8 protein-coding genes and 1 pseudogene are annotated in these 19,416 nt (G+C 73.8%); 7 read left to right on the plus strand and 2 right to left on the minus strand.

The features are described from left to right. The 6 genes and pseudogenes from mptB to ACGFIO_RS22130 form a co-directional block, all read left to right on the plus strand. Positions 1 to 1,485: pseudogene (gene mptB / locus ACGFIO_RS22105) on the plus strand (polyprenol phosphomannose-dependent alpha 1,6 mannosyltransferase MptB); the annotation flags it as partial. Beyond that, positions 1,482 to 2,618 (plus strand): glycosyltransferase 87 family protein, encoded by a 1,137-nt coding sequence (locus ACGFIO_RS22110; protein WP_392828175.1) that lies wholly within the window; start codon positions 1,482 to 1,484, stop codon positions 2,616 to 2,618. The pseudogene mptB and the gene ACGFIO_RS22110, both read left to right, overlap by 4 nt. A 325-nt stretch (positions 2,619 to 2,943) precedes the next feature. Further along, positions 2,944 to 5,604 carry a fibronectin type III domain-containing protein gene (locus ACGFIO_RS22115; RefSeq protein WP_392828176.1) on the plus strand — a complete coding sequence of 887 codons (2,661 nt, stop codon included), beginning with the start codon at positions 2,944 to 2,946 and terminating at the stop codon, positions 5,602 to 5,604. 11 nt (positions 5,605 to 5,615) lie between these two features. Beyond that, entirely contained in the window at positions 5,616 to 6,590 is a 975-nt protein-coding gene (locus ACGFIO_RS22120; protein WP_392828177.1) for an AAA family ATPase, read from the plus strand. A gap of 1 nt (position 6,591) precedes the next feature. Further along, positions 6,592 to 7,710 carry a DUF58 domain-containing protein gene (locus tag ACGFIO_RS22125; RefSeq protein WP_392828178.1) on the plus strand — a complete coding sequence of 373 codons (1,119 nt, stop codon included), beginning with the start codon at positions 6,592 to 6,594 and terminating at the stop codon, positions 7,708 to 7,710. Further along, entirely contained in the window at positions 7,707 to 9,818 is a 2,112-nt protein-coding gene (locus tag ACGFIO_RS22130) for a transglutaminaseTgpA domain-containing protein (protein WP_392828179.1), read from the plus strand. Before ACGFIO_RS22125 ends, ACGFIO_RS22130 begins: the two co-directional genes overlap by 4 nt. Positions 9,819 to 9,823: 5 nt before the next feature. On the opposite strand, the gene ACGFIO_RS22135 is transcribed toward ACGFIO_RS22130, so the two are convergent. Then, positions 9,824 to 11,335, minus strand: a complete 1,512-nt coding sequence (locus ACGFIO_RS22135) for a protein kinase (RefSeq protein ID WP_392828180.1) — start codon at positions 11,333 to 11,335, stop codon at positions 9,824 to 9,826. Positions 11,336 to 11,406: 71 nt separating this feature from the next. Here ACGFIO_RS22135 and ACGFIO_RS22140 point away from each other — a divergent pair, with 71 nt between their 5' ends. Then, entirely contained in the window at positions 11,407 to 15,633 is a 4,227-nt protein-coding gene (locus ACGFIO_RS22140; protein ID WP_392828505.1) for an FtsK/SpoIIIE domain-containing protein, read from the plus strand. On the opposite strand, the gene ACGFIO_RS22145 is transcribed toward ACGFIO_RS22140, so the two are convergent. Next, a complete protein-coding gene (locus ACGFIO_RS22145; protein WP_392828507.1) occupies positions 15,619 to 19,401 on the minus strand; it encodes a hypothetical protein in 3,783 nt (1,260 codons plus the stop codon). The two genes, ACGFIO_RS22140 and ACGFIO_RS22145, sit on opposite strands and share 15 nt — an antisense overlap. Positions 19,402 to 19,416: the final 15 nt, after the last annotated feature.

Raw genomic sequence — 19,416 nt, forward strand, 5'->3', positions numbered from 1 at the left:
TGCGCGTCATGCAATGGTTCACCAATCGCCACGATTGATGGCAAAGATCTCTCAGTGCGCAGAGATCACGTCGCCCTGTCCCGGGCAACCGGGTTCGGCGGCTCCGTCCTGATCGCGGCGGGCGGCCTCGGCGCCGGTGCCCTCCCGGTCGGCATCCCGTTCTTCGCCGGCGGCACCAACGCGCGGATCGGCCTGGTCGCCGTCTACTGCGGGCTGGCCCTGCTCGTCCTGGGCTGGTGGTGGTACGGACGCACCGGGGCTCTCAACTCAGCCTTCAGCCGCGACAAGGGCGGTGCCGGGGCAGCGGACGGCATCTGGCGCACTCTCGCCCTGTGGAGCGCGCCGTTGCTGTTCACGCCGCCGGTGTTCAGCCGCGACGTGTACAGCTACCTCGCCCAGGGACAGATGGTCGACGCCGGGATCGACGTCTACCACTTCGGCCCGTCCGTGCTCGGTGGCGTGATCGCCGACCAGGTACCGGAGATCTGGCAGCACACCCCCAGCCCGTACGGCCCGGTGTTCCTGATCGTGGCCAAGCTGATCGCTCCCCCGCTGGCCGAGCACCTGCTCCTCGGCGTGGTCGCGATGCGGCTGGTCGCGGTGGGCGGCCTGGCCCTGCTCGCGGTCTCGGTGCAGACCCTGGCTCAGGCGGCCGGCGTACGGCCCACCGCCGCGGCCTGGCTGGTCGTGCTCAACCCGCTCACCGTGATCCACTTCGTCGGCGGCGCGCACAACGACGCGTTGATGGTCGGCCTGCTCGCCGCCGGCCTGGCCGCCGCGGTCCGCCGCCACCCGGTCGCGGCCACCGTCCTGGTCGTGGCGGCCGCGCTGGTCAAGGCACCGGCCGTGCTGGGCCTGGCCGCGGTCGCCGCGATCTGGGCGCACCAGATGAAGGGACGGGTACGCCGGGTCCGGGCCGTGGCCGCGGTCACCGGCACGGCGGGTGCGGCGACCGCTCTGATCACCGCGGCGGCCGGCACCGGGTACGGCTGGATCGGCGCTCTGCAGACCCCGATGTCGCCGCAGAACTGGTCGCTGACCAGCGGGCTCGGCCGCGTGACGGCCCACCTGCTGGAGGGCGAGATCAGCGCCACGCTGGCCCGGGACGTGTGGCGCTGGGCCGGTCTGCTGGCCACGCTGATCGTGGCGGCGCTGGTGTGGACGTACCGGGCCCGCCTCGGAGAGGTCTACGGGCTGGGCATCGTACTCACCGCGGTGGTCGTCTTCGGCCCGGCGCTGCGCCCCTGGTATCTGATCTGGGGTCTGGCCCCGCTGGCCGCGGCCACCACCGACCGCCGCGTCACCAAGGTTCTGGCCGGGGTGTCGGTGGTGCTCGTCCTGGCCGTCCTGCCGGACGGCTTCGCCCCCGACACGAAGGAATTTCTGTTGGCCACGCTGGGCGCGGTGATCGGCATGGCGACCTTCACGACGGTACGCCTGGGAGCGGCACTGCCCTCGCTGCGACTGGCTCGGGGCACCCGATGACCAACCGTCGCCAATGGGCCATCGTGATCGGGGCGACCCTCGCGGTCGGCGTCTTCCTGGCCACCATCCCGACCTTCCGGCACTTCTTCGACCTCGGCGTCTACCGCGGGGCGGTGCAGTCGTGGCTGCTGCACGACGGTGACCTCTACCGGTACCGCTACCAGGGCACCGAGTACGGCTTCACCTATCCACCGTTCGCCGCGATCGTGTTCGCGCCCCTGGCCTGGACGTCCTGGCCGGTGGCGGTGGCCGCCGGCCTCGTCGTCAACGCGGCCATGGTCGGGCTGCTGATGCGCTGGTACGTATTGCCGGCCCTGCGCTCGCGGGGGTGGACCGCCTGGTCCGTCGTACCCCTCGTCTTTCTGGCCTTCCTGCTCTTCGAACCGTCCCGCGACACCTTCAGCTACGGCCAGATCAACCTGGTCCTGCTCGTGCTGGTCGGCGCCGACCTGCGCAACCTGGAGAACAACCGCCTCTCCGGCTGGGGCGTCGGCCTGGCCGCCGCGATCAAACTGACCCCCGCGGTCTTCATCGGCTACCTGATCATCCGCCGCCAGTACCGCGCCGCCGCCACCGCCGTCGGCACCGCGGCCGGCGCCACCCTGATCACCCTGCTGGTCGCCCCGGACGAGTCCCGCACCTTCTGGACCCAGGCCCTGTGGGACACCCAGCGCGTGGGCAGGACCGAGTACGTCTCGAACCAGTCGCTGCACGGCGTGATCGCCCGCCTCCAGGCCCCCGAGACGGCCTGGCTCGCCCTGGTCGCCCTGGTCCTGGCCTTCTGGTGGTGGACGGCCCGCAACGCCGACCACCGCACCGGTTTCGCGCTGACCGGCATGGTCGCCTGCCTGATCAGCCCGATCACCTGGGTGCACCACCTGGTGTGGCTGCTGCCGGCGCTGTTCCTGCTGATCGAGCAGTCGCTGGACCGCCCCCGCCGGCTGGCCGCGGTGCTCGGCGCGGTCGCGCTGATGAGCAGCAGCCTGGTCTGGCTGTGGTGGGACAAGCCGTTCGGCTGGCTGTCCTTCCCGGGCAGCAACGCCTACGTCTGGGTGACGATCGGCCTGATGATCGCCGTCGGCTACCCCACCATCCGCGCCGCCACCGACCGCAATCGCGCCGAACTGCGCTGACGGTCGGTGCGGTCGCGCATCGAGACGGTGCTCAATGACTTCCAGCGCCGACGCGGCCTCAACGACGTCGGCCCGGCCGGCCGAACACCTGGGCCGTGCTGAACACCATCCCCTGAGTCGCCGGACGACGGATGATCGTCTGATTTTTTCACCCGTTGGTAGTCGGCCGGGCCGACCCCGGCCGCGCCCGACGGCCCCAAGGTCCGGCACGGACGGCCGATCCTTCGCGCATGGTGTCGTCGTTAGTTTTTCGGGGCGATTCGGAGTTCCGGGCCCACCGCACGCTGACACCGACCGCACCTGAGGCCCATCGGAACGGAGGACGATGCCAGCCTGGCTCACCCGTGGACGCGTCGGCGGGGCACTCGCCATCGTGCTCGTGCTCGCCGTCGTCACCGTCCCGGTGGTGTTCGCGCCCTCGGTCCCGGCCAAGGCGCTGAACTTCCTGCAGGCGGGGCACTGGGTGCTCAACAAACGGCTGAAGACGATCTTCCACATCCACGGCGGCGCCAAGGACGTCGACGCCAAGGTGGCGGCGCCCGGTATCGCCAACGGTGGCCTGGTCGTGCAGGGCGACAAGTACGGCTTCGTGGTCGACGGCACCCAGATCGTCGGATTCGGCAAGTCGGACCTGACCGTGTCCGGCGCCGTCACCACCGGGCCGGGCGAGCAGCCGATCGCCCTCGAGGTCCCGGGCGGGCCGTACCTCGTCTACCGGACCGCCGGCAGCCTCGTCCGGCTCGGCATCCCGGCGCTGACCGTGCAGGTCGGAGGGCCGGTGACCTCGGCCGTGGCGACCAGTGACGGCACCGTCTGGGTACGCCGCTCCGACACCGGCGCTGTCTGCTCGCTCGATGTCACCGCCCAGCGTTTCCGCTGCGGCGGCCGGAACTCCGCCGCCGGGCCCTCCGCGCTCACCGTCGTCAACGACCGGGTCGGGCTGCTCGACCCGGTCGCCGGCACCCTCGCCATGCTCACCGGGAACGACCTCGGCGCGGCGGTACGGGTGATGGACGGCGCGCCCGGCGCGGCCGAGGTGGCCTCGAACGACGCCGCCGGGCGACTGCCGGTCCTGGCCGGTCGCCGGTTGGTGCTGGCCGACACGTCCTGGGTCGCCCGTGGTGGCGCCAAAGCCGCCGGTGCGATCAGCGTCGACCTGGGCGCCGGCACCTTCCGCAGCCCGGTCGCGACCGACCGCTCGGTGTCCGTGCTCGACACCGCGCACGCCCGCCTGATGACCTTCCGAACCGACGGCACCGGCCGCCGCTCGACCGCTGTCGCGCCACCCGCGGCCGACGTGCGGCTGACCCGGTCCGGCGACGGCCGGGTCTACGTCGACGACGCCGACGGCGCGCACAGCCTCGTCGTCGACACGGACGGCCAGGTCACCAGGGTCACCGTCGGCGGCACCGACGTGCCCACGCGACCCCGGCCGCAGAACACCGACGAGGCACCGGACCCGGTCCGGCCGCCGTCGAACAACGACGGAAGCAACGACAAGGGCGACGAACCCAAGAGTGGCACGAAACCGCCGAAGACCAACCGGCCCGGTGGCAACGGGCCCAAGACCAACCGGCCACCGAAGACGCCGGCCAAGGCGCCAGGCGCACCCGGCCGGGTCACCGCCCAGCCCGGGGACGCTCAGGCCACCGTTGCCTGGCAGGCGGCCGCCGCGAACGGGTCGGCCCTCACCGCGTACGACATCAGCTGGGTCGAAGCCGGCGGCACCGCACCGGCCGGAAGCACGTCGGTGTCCGGACGCACCCGCACGGCGGTCGTGCCGGGGCTGACCAACGGGACCACGTACGTGTTCACCGTCATCGCCCGCAACGGCGTCGGCGCCGGACCGCCCGGCACGTCGGCGCCGGTGATGCCCAGCGCCGACGTGCCCTCGGCACCGGAGCGGGTGACCGCGACCGCGGGGACCGACGGCACCATCGCGGTGTCCTGGGCGGCCGCGAACGGGCAGGGACACGCGATCACCGGCTACACCGTGACGGCCGGATCGGGCGGCGGATCGCAGGTCGTGGCCAGCCCCACCGGAACCTCGGCCACCGTGACCCTCACCGCCGGCGTTCCGTACACCTTCACCGTGACCGCGACCAACGACCTCGGGCTGACCAGCGCGGCGTCGGCGGCGAGCGAACCGGCGGCGGCCTACGCACCGGCCGGAGCGCCCGGCGACCTGAAGGCCGAGGTCTCCGACGGCACCGTCAAGCTGACCTGGGCCGAGCCGGACCTGGGCGGCGGCGACCTGGTCCACTACGTGATCGCCGGTGACCTGGACCGGACCACGACGGATCGGTCGGCCGAGTTCACCGGGCTGACCAACGGCCGCGAGTACACGGTCACGGTCCGGGCGGTCACCCGGGGCAAGACCTCGCCGACCACGGTGGAGGGCGCCACCGCGACCGCGTCGGCCAAGCCGGGCACCGTCCCGTCGGTGGCTCTGGAGAGCGTCACGCTGACCGGCGACCGTACGGTGACCGTGCGCGTCGCCGTGGACGAGCGGTCCAGCGGCGCCGTCACCTGCCAGCTCATCTTCAACGGGACGCAGGTCTGGTCGGGTGGCTGTTCGGGCACCCAGGACATCCCGATCGGCGGGCTCGCCTACGGCACCGACTACGACGTGTACGTGCAGCCGGGCAACAGTTTCGGGCTGGGCCGGGTGAGCGAGCACCGCGGCGTGCACACCAACGAGGCGCCGACCGTGACCGTCTCCAAGGGCGCCCGGCACACGGCCGCCGACTGCACCTCCTCGGCCTGTGCCTGGGTGGTCGTGTCGGCCCGCAACCTGCCCGCCTCGACCAGCTACACGATCACCTGCCGCGCACCGACCGAGGAGGGCGGTTACTACCACTGGACCCAGTCGACCGACGGGTCCGGCAGCCTCACCGTGACCAGCGGGCGGTGCTACTACGGCTTCCCCGGCCGGGCCGTCTGGGTCACGGTCGGCGGCTTCGAATCGAACCACCTCACCTGGTGAGAGGACACGCAGTGAACCAGATCAGCCCCGGTGAGGCGTACGAACGCGTCGCCCGCAACATCCAGCAGGTCCTGCACGGCAAGCCCGGCCTGGTCCGGCTGGCTGTGGTCTGCCTGTTCAGCGAGGGCCACGTGCTGGTCGAGGACGTACCCGGGCTCGGCAAGACGACCCTGGCCCGCAGCCTCGCCGCCTCGGTCGACGGCAAGCTGCGCCGCATCCAGTTCACGCCCGACCTGCTGCCCAGCGACGTCACCGGCGTGATGGTCTACCACCAGGGCGAGAATCGCTTCGAATTCCACCCGGGCGGCGTCTTCGCCAACGTGGTGCTGGCCGACGAGATCAACCGCGGAACGCCGAAGACCCAGGCCGCCCTGCTCGAGGTGATGGAGGAACGTACCGTCACCGTCGACTCGGAGCGCTGTGCGGTGCCCCGGCCGTTCATGGTGGTGGCCACCCAGAACCCGATCGACATGGAGGGCACCTACCGGCTGCCCGAGGCGCAGCTCGACCGGTTCCTCATGCGCCTGAGCGTCGGCTACCCCGACCCGGCGGCCGAGATCCGCGTGCTGCTGGACGAGGCCGCCGGCGTCGGTCCGGAGCAGTTGCGGCCGGTCCTGGGCCTCGACGCCCTGCGCGGCGTGATCGCGGCGGTGCGGCGGATCCACATCGACGAGGCGCTGGCCGGGTACGCCGTGAACCTGGCCGCCGCGACCAGGCGGCACGACGACCTCACCCTCGGGGCCAGCCCCCGCGGCTCGGTCGCGCTGATCCGGGCCGCCCGGGCGTTCGCCGCCACCTACGGCCGCGAGTACGTCACCCCCGACGACATCAAGCAGGTGGCCGCGCCCGTGCTCGCCCACCGGCTGATCCTCAAGCCCGAGGCCGAGCTGCGCCGCCGCGGCACCGAGGAGGTCCTGGCCGAGGTGCTGGCGTCCGTGCCGGTGCCGGGCATGGGTGTCACCGCCGTGGCCCGGGCGCGCGTCTGACATGCGTCCGACCGCTCGGGGAATTGTCGTCGCCGTCGCCGCCGTGGCCCTGGTCGCCCTCGGTGTGGTCGCCGACCTGCCGATCCTGCGGCTGCTCGGCGGGGCCGCGCTGGGCGGGCTGGTCGCCGCGGTGGTCACCGTCGCACGGCCGGTGCGGATCGCGGTCCGGCGCGATGTGCACCCGGAGGAGGTCGAGCGCGGCGAGCCGGCTCTGGCCCGCTTGGTCGTACGCAACACCGGCCGGCGCCGGCTGGGATCGTTGCGGGCGGCCGACCGGCTCGGCGCCGACCTGGCGATCGAGGTGGACCTGCCCGCGCTGGCCGCCGGGGCGTCGGCGCCGCGCACGTACGACCTGCCCACCTCGCGGCGGGGACGGCTGCGGCTCGGTCCGCTGCGCCTGCTCCGCGAGGATCCTCTCGGGCTGCTCCGGCGAACGGTCGAGGCCGGTGAGGCCCGGACGGTCGCGGTCCGCCCGCGCACTCACCCGGTGCGTGTCGGTGCCGGCGGTGTCGGTCACGGCTTCGGCGGCCCGGCCGCGCAGACCGCGTTCCGCGGGTCGACCGAGTTCCGTTCCCTGCGCGAGTACGTGGTCGGCGACGAGCCCCGGCACGTGCACTGGAAGTCCACCGCCCGCACCGGCCAGCTGATGGTCCGCGAGTTCACCGACCCGCACCGGCCGCGCCTGGTCGTGCTGCTCGACGACCGGGGTTCGGTGCTGTCCCCGGACGAGTTCGAGGAGGCCGTCGAGGTCGCGGCGTCGCTGGCCACGGCGGCTGGACACGCCGGGCACGAGGTGCGGGTCAGCGCCGCCGTGGCGTCCGGGGTGGACACCGCGATCCGGCCCGAGCCGATGGCCGCCTGGTTCTGCGACGTGCAGCAGGTCGACGGGGTGGTGGAGGCACCGTTCCAGGCCCTCGGCCAGGAACGCGACGCGGTGCGGGTGGTGCTGCTGACCGGGGCCGCGGCGGCTGGGGACGTGGCCGCGCTCGGCCGGCTGCGCCGCCGCTTCGCGACCTTCGTGGCGGTCGACCTCTCCGCCGCCGGGCCCGCACACCCCGCTCTGGTACGCGCGAAGTCCGCCGTCGACGCCCTGACCACCTGCGCGGCGGTGCTGTCGTGACCAGCCGGACCGCCGGACTGGGGCCTGACCGCCGGCGCGCCGCTGCTGTCGTGACCGGCCGGACCGCCGGTCTGGGCGCGGTGGCCGCCGCCGCCCTCGGCGGGGCGCTGTTCGCCCCGGTGTTCACGATCTCCGCCCTGCTGCCCGCCCTGGCCGTGAGCGCGCTGCCGGTGCTGCTCGCCGACCAGCTCAGCGCCGGCCGGCCCGGGGCGCGGGCCTGGCGGGCTCCGCTGGCCCTGGTGCTCGCCCTGGCCGGGCTGGCGGTGCTCACCCTGCGCGGCGTCGACGACCCGATGACGACCGTACGCACCGCCGTCACCCAGGGCTGGCAACTCACCTTGGCGTCGACCTGGCCGGCCCGCCCGGATCCGGAACTGATGCTGTTCGTTCCGCTGCTGACCCTGCTCGCCGCCGTCGTCGCGGTCGAACTGCTGCGTTCCGGGCCGCCACTGGCCGCGATCCTCCCCGGCCTCGCCCTCGGCGGCCTGGCCCAGCTGTTCTCGGCCACCGCCGGCACCACGGCCCTGGCCGCCGGTCTCGGCTACGCGATGTGCGCGGCGCTGATGCTGCTGCGGCCGTCCCGCCGCGATCTCGCCGGCGTGGCCGTCGCCGTGGTGGCCGTCCTCGCGGCCGGTACCGCCGCCTGGGCCGCGCGGCCGGCCGCCGACGACGCGGTCACGGTGCACCACGAGCAGGAGAACGACCCGCGGCGCGGTGCCGCCGTGAACCCGCTCGACCAGATCGCCGACCGGCTCAGCGAGCCCGAGGCGGTGGTCTTCCACGACCGGACCGACGCGCCGGTGACCCGCTGGCCGCTGGTCGTTCTCGACCGCTTCGACGGCCAGGCCTGGACGTCGTCGGCCCGCTACCGGCCGCTCGGGCTCCGGGCCGGGACGGATGCGCCGGCGGCGACCGAGCACACCGCGACGGTGCGACTGGACGCCGGTGCGTCCGGCCCGTGGCTGCCCACGCCCGGTCATCCGGTCGCGCTCACCGGGGCTGGCGCCCTGATCGACGACGCCACCGGGACCGTGGTCGCCGACGGGGCGGCCGACCGTTACGAGGTCACCTGGGCCGAGCCGCGGGTGACGCCGGAGCAGCTCACCGCGGCCGGGCTGGTGGCCGGACCGGAGTCGGGCCCGCCGGCCGGGCTGCCCGAGAGCATCCGGCAGCTGGCCGCCAAGGTGACCGGCGACGCGGCGCCGACCTTCCACAGTGCGCTCGCCCTGGAGAAGTGGATGCGGCAGAACTACCGGGTCGCGACCGGCACCAGTCTGCCCACCGGCCACGGGTACGCGCAACTCGACTACTTCCTGCGGACCAGCAAGCGCGGCACCAGCGAGCAGTTCGCGGCCGCGTACGTCGTCCTGGCCCGCAGCGCCGGAATCCCGGCCCGGCTCGTCGTCGGGTACCGGCAACCGGCGTCGGCCGGGGCCGACGGCTCCTACACCGTGACCGGCGCCGACGCGCTCGCCTGGCCCGAGGTGCACGTGGCCGGGGCCGGCTGGGTGCCGCTCGATCCGACCGCGCAGGCCGGCACCGCCGCCACCGACAAGGGTGGCATGGCCGGCGCGGTCGAGCAGGCCCGCAAGGCTCCGGACCCGGCCACGGGCGGCACCGGTGACACCGAGCCGGACGAGCCTCGCGACCAGGTGCTGCCGCCCCCGCCGGAAAGCGACCACGCCGGGTTGCTCGCGGTCGCCGCCGCGGTCCTCGTGCTGTTGCTGGCCTGGCCGGTCGGGGTGCCGCTGGCCAAGGTCGCGCGCCGTCGCCGCCGCCGGGCCGGCGAACCCGCCGCGGCCGTGGCCGGGGCCTGCGCCGAGGCCCGCGACCGGCTCATCGATCACGGCCTGGAGGTGCCGGTCGGGGCCACGCTGCGCGAACTGGCCGAGGTGGTGCCCGTGCCGGCCGAGGGCCGGCAGGCCCTGGCGCGGCTGGGCGCGTGCGCCGACCGGGCGCTGTGGTCGGGCGGCGCGGCACCGGCCGAGGCGGCCGGCGACGCCTGGCGTGAGGTCCGGTCGATGCGATCGGCGCTGGCCAAGGGGCCGCTGCGGCATCGGGCGCGGGCCGCGCTGACCGTGCGCAGCCTGCGCCGGCCCCGCCGATGAGCGGATCAGAACCGGCAGACCGCGCCGCGGATCGCCTGGACGTTGCTCTCCACCGGGGTGCCGCCGCGGGTGGCCTGGATCAGGAAGCAGTACGGCGTGGCCGGTCGCACCTGTACGGTGCGTTTGGTGGTGCGGCCGGCGAACTCGGCGGTGGCCTTCTCGCCCTGAGCGCCGACGATCACGGCGTACGAGAGGCCGTCCGCGCCGGTCCAGGTCAGGTCGACCGTGTCGCCGTGGTCGACCGGCACGGCCAGGACCACCTCGGGGGCGGCGGACGCGCCGGCCGTGCTCGCCGGAGCGCTGGGGCTGCCGGGCGGCGTCGTTGTGGTGTCGTCACGCAGCACGGCCCAGCCGGTGACGCCGCCCGCGACCAGGACGAGCGCGGCCACGCCGGCGCCGATGACCAGGCCCGACCGGCTCTTGGGCCGGGCCGGGACCGGCCGGTGGATCGTCGCGGCGACGAGGGCGGGATCGTCGACGGCCGGGCGCGAGGTGGTCGGGTCGGCGAAACCGTGGCCGACGTGCGCCGGGTCGGGTCCCGCGTAGGGCGGGGCCGGATGGCCGGGTTGGGCGGGGCCGGCGTGCGCCGCGCCGGGATGGACGGGGCCCGTGTGCGTCGGGCCGGCCGTGGGCGGGGTGGCACCGGGCGGGATGTGGTCCGGGCGCCGGGCGCGAGGGCGGGTCTCGTCGAGGAGCCCGGTCGGCGCGACCGCCATCGCGCTCAGGGCGCGGGCCACGTCGGTGGCCGCCGGGCGCCCGGCCGGGTCCTTGCCGAGCAGCCGGAACACCAGCTCGCGCAGGGCGTCCGGCACACCGGCGCGACGCAGGGGCGGCGGCTGCTCGTGCACGACCCGGCTCAGGAAGCCCATGGCGGCCTCGTTCGGGCCGTACCGGAAGGGTGGTTCCCCGTCGATCAGGGCGTAGAGCGTGGCGCCGAGCGAGTACATGTCGGTGGCTGGGCCGTACTCGGCGTTCTGCAGGGTCTCGGGGGCCGCGTACATCGGGGAGAAGGCGTCCAGGCCGTAGCTCTGATCGAGGCTGGGGCGGATGGACAGGCCGAAGTCGGCCAGCACCGGCTCGCCGTCGTGCCGCAGCAGGATGTTCTCGGGCTTCACGTCACGGTGCACGATGTCGAGCGAGTGAACCACCGCGAGCGCGGCCGCGATCTTGGCACCGTGGGCGACGACCTGCGGGATCGGCAGGGCCCCGGCCGCGGCGATCGTCCCGCCGGGGCAGAATTCCATGATCAGATAGGGGCGGCCGTCGTCGAGGACCCCCTTGGCGTGCACCGCCAGAGCGTTCCGGTTCATCGAGGCGAGCCGGCCCATCAGCTTGGTCTCCCGGTCGAAGCCGCTGAGCGCCTTGCGGTCGAGCCGGTGCACCCGGAGCACCTTGACCGCGACCTGCCGATCCAGATTTTCCTGGTAGCCGCTCCACACCTCACCGAAGCCGCCGCTGCCGATCCACACCAGCCCGGTGACACCGGGGATCTGCGGGCGGCCCTGCTCACCGATCACCTGCGCGACATTACCGGCCGCCCGGGCCGCGCCGCGTCGTTCACACGACGGGAAAGGACTGGCTGTCCGTGATGATTCTCCGGCTCACCGTCCAGGACTCCGCGACCGGCGAGGCCCACGACGCGGAGGTGAGCGCCGAACCCGAGAGCGTCGTCGGCCCGCTGCTGGCCGCCCTCCCGATCCGGGTCGGTGACCGCCCCTGCTTCACCGGCGGCCGGCCGCTCGACCCGCGGGTCTCGATCGCGGACAGCCCGCTGGTCGCCGGCGCGGTGATCAGCGTCGGCGCGCCCGGTCCCGACACCGACGCGATGATTCCCGTGTACGCCGGGGCGTTACGTGTGTTGTCCGGCCCTGACGCCGGAACCACCGCCCACTTCACCCCGGGCCGCCACGAGGTGCGCCGAGGCACCACCGGCACGGCCGTGCTCCGCGACCCCGAGATGTCGCGCCGGCACGCCCAGCTCGACGTGGCCCCGGACGGCCGGGCCGCCGTCGTGGACCTCGGCTCGACCAACGGCACCCTGGTCGAGGGCCGCAACGCCACCGCCCCGGTCCCGCTGGCCGCCGGCCAGACCGTGGAGATGGGCGACACGGTGCTGCGCTGGGAGCCGGCGCCGCCACCGGACGATCGGCGGCCGGTCGGGCGGCGCAGCCGGGACGGCCTGATCTACTTCGATCGCGCGTTCGCGCCGGCACCCGCGATCGTGGCCGCCCGGATCACCCTGCCCGAGGACGAGACGACGCCGCGCAACCTCGCCACCGTGATCGTGTCGGCGGTGGTGCCGGTCGCCCTCGGCGTCGTCATGGCCATGGTGACGCGCCAGCCCAGCATGCTGATGATCGCCCTCTTCGGACCGGTCACCGCCGTCGCCGCGTACCTGGTGGAACGACACCAGAGGCGCTCGCGGCAGCGGGATTTCGCCGGCCGCAAGGCCGCCGCCGAGCGGGAGATCGCGGCCGCCGTGGAGCGCGAGGAGGCCCTGCGCCGCGGTCTGGCTCCGGCGCCCGGCGAGCTCGAGGCGATCGCGGCCGGCACCCGCCGCGGCCTGTGGCCCCGCAACGCCGGCGCGGCCGATGGGCTCACCCTGCGCGTCGGCACCACCGACGAGCCCGCCACCGTCGACCTGCAGGGCCGGCCGTGGCCGGGTTTCGCGACGCCGACGCTGCGCGGCGTGCCGGCCACCGTGGACCTGCGGGCGACCGGCGTGCTCGGCGTGGCCGGGCCCCGCGAGCACGCCGACGCCCTGGTCCGCTGGCTGCTGCTGCAGCTCGCGACCTTGCGCAGCCCGGACGACCTGCGGCTGGTCGTGGTGACCGCGCGCGACGACGACACCCTCGGCTGGACCCGCTGGCTGCCGCACCTGGACGCCGGTGACGCCATCGACACCCCGTGCTGGATCGGCAACACCGCGGCGACCCGGGCCGCCCGGGTCAAGGAGCTCAGCGAGCTGGTCGAGGCGCGACGGCGCGAGAACGGCTCACAGCCGGCCCGGTACAGCGAGGAGGTGGTGGTCGTCCTCGACGGCGCACTCGCGCTGCGGCACCTACCGGGCATGCGCGACGTGCTGCGCGACGGGCCGTCCGCCGGGGTCTACGTGATCTGCGTGGACCGCAACGACATGAACGAGTGTCACGGCGTGTGCCGGATCGACGACGCCGCCACCATGTCGCTGAACCGCGACCGCGCCGACCACGACCGGCCGGTGCGACCCGAAGGGGTGGACGCGGCGACCGTGTCCCGGCTGGCCCGGGCGCTCACCCCGATGCGCGACCGGCTCACCCTGGCCGCCGCGCAGACCGCCATCCCGTTCCCGGTACGCCAGGCCGACCTGTACGACGTGGACATCCGTACGCCGGACGGTGTCGCCTCGCTCTGGCGCCGGGTGCCCGGGCCGTCGATGGCCGCGGTGATCGGGGCCGACGCCTCCGGACCGGTCGTCGTCGACCTCGCCGAGCAGGGCACCCACGCGATGCTCGGCGGCACCACCGGCGCCGGCAAGAGCGTGCTGCTCCAGACGCTCGTCACCGCGCTGCTGCTGGCCAACACGCCCGAGGAGCTCAACCTCGTGCTGGTCGACTTCAAGGGCGGCAGCGCGTTCCTGCCGTTCCAGAACTGCCCGCACGTCGTCGGCCTGATCCGGTCGACCGGTGCGACCGCCGCCGACGTGTTCGACCAGGCCGCCGCCGACCGGGTGATCCGTTCGGTGCGGGCCGAGACCAACCGGCGGGAGGCCGCCCTGGCCCCGTTCGGCGGCGAGATCGACGAGTACTGGAAGGCCCGGCGCGCCAACCCGGCCATGCCGCCACTGCCCCGGCTGGTGCTGATCTTCGACGAGTACGCGCGGGTCCTCGACACCGCGCCCGACTTCGTCAAGGAACTGGTCGCGGTCACCGCCAAGGGCCGCGCCCTCGGTGAGCACCTGGTGCTGGCCACGCAGTCGCTGGCCGGCAAGGTCCCGGAGGAGATGAAGAACAACATCAGCATCCGGATCACGTTGCGCCAGAACGACGCCGTGCAGAGCACCGAGGTGCTGGGCATCCCCGACGCCGCCGACATCCCACGCCGGCTGCGGGGCCGGGGCATCGTCAACATCGTCGGCGGCGAGTCCGGCCCTCGGGCGTTCCAGTCGGGCTACCTGGGCGATTCGCCGGTCGCCGGCGGCGCCCCGCCCGCGACGGTGCGTACGGTGGACTGGCCGGCGGCCGGCCTGCCCCGGCCGGAACAGCGCGCCGAGGCCAGCGACGCCCCGACCGACCTGCAACTGGCCGTCCGGGCGATCGAGTCGGCCGCCGCCCGGGCCGGGCTGGTCGCGCCGTTCCGTCCACTCCATCCGCCCCTGCCCGCCGCCCTCACGCTCGACGACCTGCCACCGGCCGAAGCCACCGGCGCACCGTACGGGCTGGTCGACGAACCGTCGCAGCAGGCGCAACCACCGGCCGTCGTCGACCTGGCCGGTCCGGACCGGCTGATGGTCGCCGGCGGCCCGCAGTCGGGCCGGACCACGTTCGCCCGCGCCCTGATCGAGAGCCTGGCCGGCCGGTTCGGGCCGGACCGCCTGCACCTGTACGTCTTCGAGCAGACGCCGGCCGGGCTGGACACCTTCGCCGAGCTGCCACAGTGCGGCGGCGTCTTCTCGCCGGCCGACCGCGACCGGGTCCGGCGCCTGATCACCTGGCTCGACGGCGAGGTCCAGCGGCGGGCCACCGCCCGCTTCCTGCCCGAACGCGACCGTGAACCGGCGATCGTGCTGGTCGTGGACGGCTGGGAGCACTTCGAGAACCGTGGTGATCCGAACTTCGTCGAGACCGGGCTGCTGGGCCTGCTGCGTGGCGTCGTCACCGCCGGGCCCCCGCTGGGCGTGCACGTGGTGGCCATCGGTGGCCAGGCGATGCTGAACGGCAAGGCCGCCAACGACTACTCACGGCGGTTGCTGCTGCCGTTCCCCAAGGAGGAGACGCGGCGCTCGCACCTGGCCGGCGGGGTGGCCTCGCCGCCGCGGGTGCCGGGCCGGGCCATCGACGCCGCGACCGGCGTACACGTGCAGATCGCCCTGCCGTCGCCGTCGTTCCGGCCGGCCGCCGGGTCGGGCGCGCCACGCCGGTTTGCGCCGCTGCCGTCCGAGGTGCCGCTGGGACAGCTGCCGGCCGCCGAGGGCATGACCATCGGCGTGGGCGGGCCGGACGTGGCCCCGATCGCCGTCGACCTGTTCGGCGGTGGCTCCAACCTGATGATGATCTCCGGTCCGGCCGGGTCGGGCCGGTCGACCGCGGCCGCGACGGTGGCCGCCGCGCTGGCCGCCCAAGACATCCCGGTGCTGGTGATCGGGCCGCGGCCGGCCGTGGCGGCCGGCGGTCCGGTCCGGGTGCTGACCGGCGCGGTGTTCGCCGACGCCGACCTGCGCGAGGCGGTCAAGGACGTGGCCGACGGCCGCTTCGCCGTCGTCGTCGACGACTTCCACCAGGTCACGGTCAGCCCCTCGCAGGAGGGTTACACGGACCTGCCCACCCTCCTCGACGACCTGATCGGCCCGATGGCGCTCGGCCGGCAGGCGCTTGTCCTGTGCGGCGACGCCACACCGGTGCTGGACGGGACCAAGCCGCGGCTCGGCCGCCTGGTCAGCGAGGTCATGAACGGCACCCGGCTGCTGCTGACCCCGATGAACCCGCACACGGCCCGGATGCACGGCTTCACCCTCGACCCGGACCAGTTCTTCGCCGGCCCGCCCGGGCGCGGGCACCTGGCCGTGGGCTCACAGGTCCGGGTGATCCAACTGGGCCGCCTCTCAGCGCGGGCCTAGACAGTTCCCGGTGAAGGGGAGCCGCCACAGGCGGACCGTGCCGTCGAGCGAGCTCGTCGCCACCAGGCGGTCGTCGGTCGGGCTCAGCTCGACATCGGTCACCGCGCCGCCATGACCGGCGAGCTCGATCGGCGAGAGGGACTCGAGGTTCCAGACCTGGAGGCTGCCTTCAGCCTGTCCCTGCACGAACAGGCAGCCGTTCCGCGTGAACGCCTGGCGATCGTCGGCGGTGTACAGCGGAGGGCCCGGCCATGGCCGCATGGGTTCGCCGACGATCCACGTCGTGGTTTTCCGCTCCGAGTCGAACGCCATCGACGCCGAAACCAGCTTTCCTCCGGGACTCAGATCGAGGTCGGAGAGTTCCGCCGGCAACGATATCGAGCGCATCGCCGACGGGCCGGCCGCGAGGTTGTGGAGGACGATCGATCGTTTGCCACCGATCGCCAGCACCCGGCCGGTGCTGTCGAACAGGACGGTCGACGCCCCGGCCGGAACGGACAACTGCCGCGGTCGGTTCAGATCCCGGAGGTCCCACACCGACGCTTTCCGGTGCTCGTCGAGCAAGGCCAGACGTCCGCCGTCGGCATCGGCGGTGAACCGGTTGGAGAAATCACCCGACTCGCCCACCGAGCCAAGCTTGTGGAGCATCTTGCCCCGGCCGTCGAGAAGCGCGACCGAGCCGACCTTGTCCACCGTGACTATCCACCTCGGACGCACTCCGCCGGCGCCGCCCGGAGACGGCTCGTCCGGCCCGAAGCGAACGTCGTCGGCGTCCTCGACGGCAGCGGGAAGAATGGCGGTGGGCGAAGGATCGGGACCGATCAGCGCCGCCGCCTCGAGCAGCCGCTGTCTGCCGTCGGGCCCCGGCATCACCACATGTGTGCCCTCCGCATTGAAATTCCCCTCGCTGAAGCCGTCCGGCGTGTCCACCCGTCGCGCCGACACCGCGGACCGGATGTCCCACAATTCCGATTCGAAGTCCGACCAATTGACCGAAAGCAGCGTGCCGTCACTCAGAAAGCGCGAACGCAACAGGTAACTACCCCGGGACGATCGCCGGGTCGAGATGGGGACCAGGTCGAACCGGTAACCGCTTCTCCGCCACAACAGCACCGGGCCATCCCTCGTGTCCGCGGAACGCCTGTCGTAGCCGACAGCGGCGAGCGCCTGGCCGTCCCGGCTGAACTCGACAGTGCTCGGGAAGACACCGAGCAGACCCGATGGGAGCTTGGCCGGTAGATCTATCCACCGATCGTCGCCGACGATCCGCCGGATCTGAAGTCCGTCGACGTACCCGCTGATCGCCAGCATCGAGCCGTCCGGGCTGAAGGTCACCTCGTGGCCGCTGCCGTACGTCGCGGCGAAGGTGCGGAACGCGGTGTCCTTCGGCAGGAACACCGCGCCGGCTGCCACGAGCAGCACCAGGACCGCCCCGGCCACGGCCGGGCGCCGCATCGATCGCGGCCTCGGGCGTACGCCGACCTTGTCTCCGGGCCGGGCCTGAGGCTGGTGCCTGGCCCCGGCCACCAGCCGCTCCTGCAACCGGACGTGCCGGAACTGGTAGACGCCGCCGGCCAGCCGGAGTACGCCACGGTCGCGGGCATCGTCGAGAAAGGCCGGAAGTCGCAGCGGCAGCAGTCCACGGCCGGCCAGGACCACGCGGGCGAGGACGAAACGCGGCCAGGCCCGGGTCAGGAGCACGAGAAGGCTCACGAAGACCGCCGGCAGCAGCACGACCGCTCCGACGACGACCGTCGGGGCCGGCGAGATCGTGGTCGCGGCGGCGTGCCACTGCGCGGAGACCGTCTGGCCCAGGTTCCGCTCCCCCGGCCAGCCCGACCACCCGGTCAGGGATTGGACCGCCAGGCTGCCGGCCGCGAGCCCGGCCACCGTGAGCGCGAAGGCCGACGCGGCGACGATGATCGCGGCCGCACCGGCGCCGGCCAGCGACGACCGCCGGTCCTGCCGGATGGAGCCGAGTGGATCGGACTGCGCGGCCCGTTCGGGCGGCGCGTCCAGCCACGCGTGCCCGGCCAGGGCGAGGCCGAGGCTGACGGCGCCGAAGGCCACGCCCACGATCCCCCGGGTGAACCCATCGATGTTCTGGATGGTCCACTGCTGACTGATGGTGATGACCGCCGCCGCGACCACGAGGACGGCGCCGCCGGGCAGGGTGACGACCGCCAGCCCGGCCAGAAAGCCCCGCCGGAGACGACTCAGCGAGCCGCGCCACGCGATGGTCAGCTGGCCCGGCGGACGCCCGTTGCCGGCGTACCAGATGATCATGCTGATGACGGCGAAGCCGGCCGCCACCCCGCCGCCCACGATCAGGATCCAGAACAGCCGGTTCGACTCGTCCGCGGCGACGGCGCCGGGCGACCCGCCGAACACGGTCACCCACAGCGCCACCGCGGCCAGCAGCAGCAGGCCCACACCCAGGCTGATGCCGGGCACGACCCAGGGCGACAGCAGCCGTTGGCTGACCAGCCACCACGCGACGTCACGTTCGCGGTGCCGGTGCAGGTCGCGGGCCAGGAACGTGAGCCAGGTCCGGGCGTCGGCGGCCGACCAGCGCGGCTCGCCCGCGGTGACGACCTCGCCGCCGGGCCCGCGTTCCGGGGCGTACGCCGCCTCGATCACCTGATCGGTGAGGTGATCCTCGACCTTGTGCCGGGTGTCGAAGCGGTCCGGATCGAGCAGCTCGCCCGGGTCGCCGCCGTTGCGGCGGTAGACCAGCGCGGCCAGGGAGATCATCAACGGGCTGGAGAGGGCGACAGCGACCGGCGAGGCGGCGTTGCCGTCGGCCTGGCGCAGGTGCTGATAGACGCGGTCCCATCCGGTCTCGGCAGGCCAGTCGGTCGCCGACAGGTAGGTGATGGCGTCCTCGACCGGTACCGGCTCGATCTCCACGACCGGCGCCCGGTGCAACACCGGCGCTCCGTCCCGGATGACGTCCTGGTACTCGGCCGACCGGCAGGTGACCACGACCGGACGGCCCTGCCTGGTCGCGTAGTTGATGGCGCCGACCGCGCTGCGCCGGGCCGACTCGGGAATCTCGTCCAGTCCGTCCAGGATCGGCAGGAGCAGGTCGGCCGCGAGCAGCCGGGCCGGGGTGGCCGTCCGTCCGCCGTAATAGGACGCCGCCAGCGCTTGCACCACCCAGTCGTCCAGCGGCTGCATCACCGGGTCCCAGGAAGAGGCCGACAGCAGCACGGGTACGGGCGCTTCGGGCGTACGCCGGCGGAGCAGTCCCAGCGTCAGCAGGAGGGACAGGGCGGTCTTGCCCGCACCCGGCTCGCCCAGGACGACCAGCCGGCGGCTCGGCAGCCGGGCGAAGCCCTCGGCCAGCCCGGTGATCGCCGCCTCGAAGTCCTCGTCGAGGCGGCCGTCCAGCTTGAGCTTGGTCACCTGTCCGCCGCCGCGGCCGAACACCGCCGCCGGCGCGTCCGAGTACTCGGCGCGGGTGCTCCAGATCAACGGCAGCACCTGCGGATCGCGGAGCCGCCGCGACCTGGCCTCCTGCCGCCATTCGCCCTCGACCACCTCGGCCAGCTGGTCGACCAGTTCGGCGGTCGTGGGCAGCGAGCGTTCGGCGCGGCGCAGACGGTCGGCCAGCTCGGTCGCGGTCCAGGCGATGGCGACGACGCCGCCCACCACCGCCGCCACGAACGAGGCGCCTTCCCAGCCCATCGCAACCGGGCTGAGCGCGACCGCGCCGGCCGCCAGCAGCAGGACCGCGAACAGGACACGGCGGGCGGTGGCCTTCATCGATGACACAGCGTC

It is taken from the genome of Actinoplanes sp. NPDC049265 (assembly GCF_043197135.1).
Lineage (GTDB): Bacteria > Actinomycetota > Actinomycetes > Mycobacteriales > Micromonosporaceae > Actinoplanes.

Coding starts and splice junctions, on each gene's coding strand:
- ACGFIO_RS22140 (WP_392828505.1), top strand. CDS start 11,407: ATGATTCTCCGGCTCACCGTCCAGGACTCCGCGACCGGCGAGGCCCAC.
- ACGFIO_RS22110 (WP_392828175.1), top strand. CDS start 1,482: ATGACCAACCGTCGCCAATGGGCCATCGTGATCGGGGCGACCCTCGCG.
- ACGFIO_RS22145 (WP_392828507.1), bottom strand. CDS start 19,401: ATGAAGGCCACCGCCCGCCGTGTCCTGTTCGCGGTCCTGCTGCTGGCG.
- ACGFIO_RS22115 (WP_392828176.1), top strand. CDS start 2,944: ATGCCAGCCTGGCTCACCCGTGGACGCGTCGGCGGGGCACTCGCCATC.
- ACGFIO_RS22125 (WP_392828178.1), top strand. CDS start 6,592: ATGCGTCCGACCGCTCGGGGAATTGTCGTCGCCGTCGCCGCCGTGGCC.